Source organism: Pseudomonas sp. FSL R10-1339, assembly GCF_009600545.1.
Lineage (GTDB): Bacteria > Pseudomonadota > Gammaproteobacteria > Pseudomonadales > Pseudomonadaceae > Aquipseudomonas > Aquipseudomonas bubulae.
The window spans coordinates 1-2,226 of sequence record NZ_WIVQ01000196.1 but is presented as its reverse complement, the minus strand read 5'-3'; the positions used below and the strand labels follow the sequence as shown (position 1 = coordinate 2,226).

3 protein-coding genes are annotated in these 2,226 nt (G+C 61.4%); all 3 read left to right on the top strand.

What is annotated here, in order from left to right; translation table 11 throughout:
• The coding region (locus tag GHO03_RS24255) for a response regulator transcription factor (protein ID WP_178110373.1) at positions 1–354 on the top strand (354 nt) is incomplete at its 5' end.
• 142 nt (positions 355–496) lie between these two features.
• A complete protein-coding gene (locus GHO03_RS24250; protein WP_095002644.1) occupies positions 497–928 on the top strand; it encodes a Spy/CpxP family protein refolding chaperone in 432 nt (143 codons plus the stop codon).
• A gap of 77 nt (positions 929–1,005) precedes the next feature.
• On the top strand, positions 1,006–2,226 hold a 1,221-nt coding region (locus tag GHO03_RS24245; RefSeq protein ID WP_372241797.1), incomplete at its 3' end, for a sensor histidine kinase.

Here is a 2,226-nt window from a genome sequence, read left to right as displayed (position 1 = left end):
CTGACAGCCCGCCTGCGCGCCGTGTTGCGCCGCAGCCACCCGGCGGCGGTGTCCAGCCAGATGGAGCTGGGCGACCTGTGTTTCAGCCCGATGCGCGGCGTGGTCACCATCGACCAGCGCGACATTACCCTGACCGTGTCTGAAAGCCGCATCCTTGAAGCCCTGCTGCGCCAACCGGGTGAGCCGCTGGACAAACAGGAACTGGCGCAGATCGCCCTGGGCCGCAAGCTGACCCTGTACGACCGCAGCCTGGACATGCATATCAGCAACCTGCGCAAAAAGATCGGCCCGCACCCGGATGGCAGCCCGCGCATCGTGGCACTGCGCAGCCGCGGGTATTTCTACAGCGTCTGAGAAAAGCGCCCTCACCCTGTGTAAATCCCCGGCAAAACCGTCTTTACCAAAGCTTTACCCACGGTTGACAGCGATTGACCTTGATCTCCCTAAACTGGGCGCATCCGGAACGACCGGAATCCAAATTCAAAGGAGACACACCATGCGTAAGACTCTAATTGCTTTGATGTTTGCTGCAGCACTGCCAACCGTCGCAATGGCCATGCCTGGTGGTGACGGCCAGATGGGCCCTCGTCACGGCGGCGAGCACCACGGTCGCGGCGACGCCCCTTACAGCCAGCTGGACCTCACCCGCGAGCAGCGCCAGCAGATCGGCAAGCTGATGGGCGAGCAAATGCATGATCGCAAGCAACTGGTCGAGAAGTACCTGGAAAAACTGCCAGCCGCCGACCAGAAAGCCCTGAAAGACGAGATGAAGGCCAAGCACGACAAAACCCAGAGCGATATTCGCGCCTTGCTCAAGCCTGATCAGCAAAAACGCTTCGACGAGATGCAAAAGAAACGCGCCGAGCGTCAAGCCGAGATGAAAGAGTTTAAGGACTGGAAAGCACAGCAAGCGCCAAAAGCGCAATAATCTGTCTGCCCACCAAGCCCAACGGCTCACGCCGTTGGGCTTTGGTCGTTTCAATCAATGACTTGTGAGGAATTACCGTGCGATCACTGTTTTGGCGCATTCTGGCCAGCTTCTGGCTGGCGATTGCCCTGGTCGCAGGGTTGTCGATCCTGCTGGGGCATATGCTCAATCAGGACGCATGGATTCTCAGCCGTCATCCCGGGATCGCCAATCTGGCGCAACAGTGGACCGAGCGTTACGAAACTCAGGGCGCCGATGCGGCGCAGGATTTCCTTGAACGGCGCAAGCGCCGTTATCACATCGACGTGCAAGTGCTCAACGAAAGTGGCGACCCGCTGGTACGTGGCACCTTCCCGCGTCGGGCAGCCGCCTGGGAAGCCCGCCAGAATCCGGGCACAGAACAGTTGCCATGGCGCCGCCTGACCGTCGAATACACCAGCCCGAAAACCGCCGAAACCTATTTGCTGATTTACCGCATTCCGCACCCGGAACTGGATGCCTGGCACCGCCAGAGCCTGATCTGGCCTCTGAGCGCACTGGGGATTGCGCTGGTGGTGCTGACGCTGTTCAGCCTGATGGTGACGCTCTCGATTACCCGCCCGCTCAAGCGTCTGCGCGTTGCCGTGCATGACCTTGGGCAAACCACTTACCAACAGAACAGCCTGGCGCAGTTGGCGTCGCGACGTGATGAATTTGGCGTGCTGGCCACCGACTTCAACCGCATGGGTGCCCGCCTGCAAAGCCTGATCGGCAGCCAGCGCCAACTGCTGCGTGATGTGTCCCACGAGCTGCGCTCGCCCCTGGCCCGGCTCAAGATCGCTCTGGCCCTGGCTGAACGCGCCGGGCCTGAAGAACGTGAAAAACTGTGGCCACGCCTGACCCGCGAGTGCGACCGGCTGGAATCGTTGATCAGCGAGATTCTGACCCTGGCCCGAGTCGATGCCGATCAGGCCAGCGCCGAGCAGGTCGACCTCAATGCACTGCTCAACACCGTACAAAAAGACGCCTCGCTGGCGGCTCCCGAGCAGTCCGTACTGCTGCAAGCCGAACAGGGGTTGGGCCTCAACGGCTGGCCAACGATGATCGAGCGCGCCGTGGATAACCTGTTGCGCAACGCGCAGCGCTTCAACCCGCCTGGCCAGCCGATTGAACTGAGTGCGGAGCGCGAAGGCGAACACATCACCATCAAGGTTCGCGACCATGGCCCGGGGGTCGCTGAAGAGTACCTGGCGCAATTGGGTGAGCCGTTTTTCCGCGCACCGGGCCAGACAGCGGCCGGCCACGGGCTGGGATTGGCC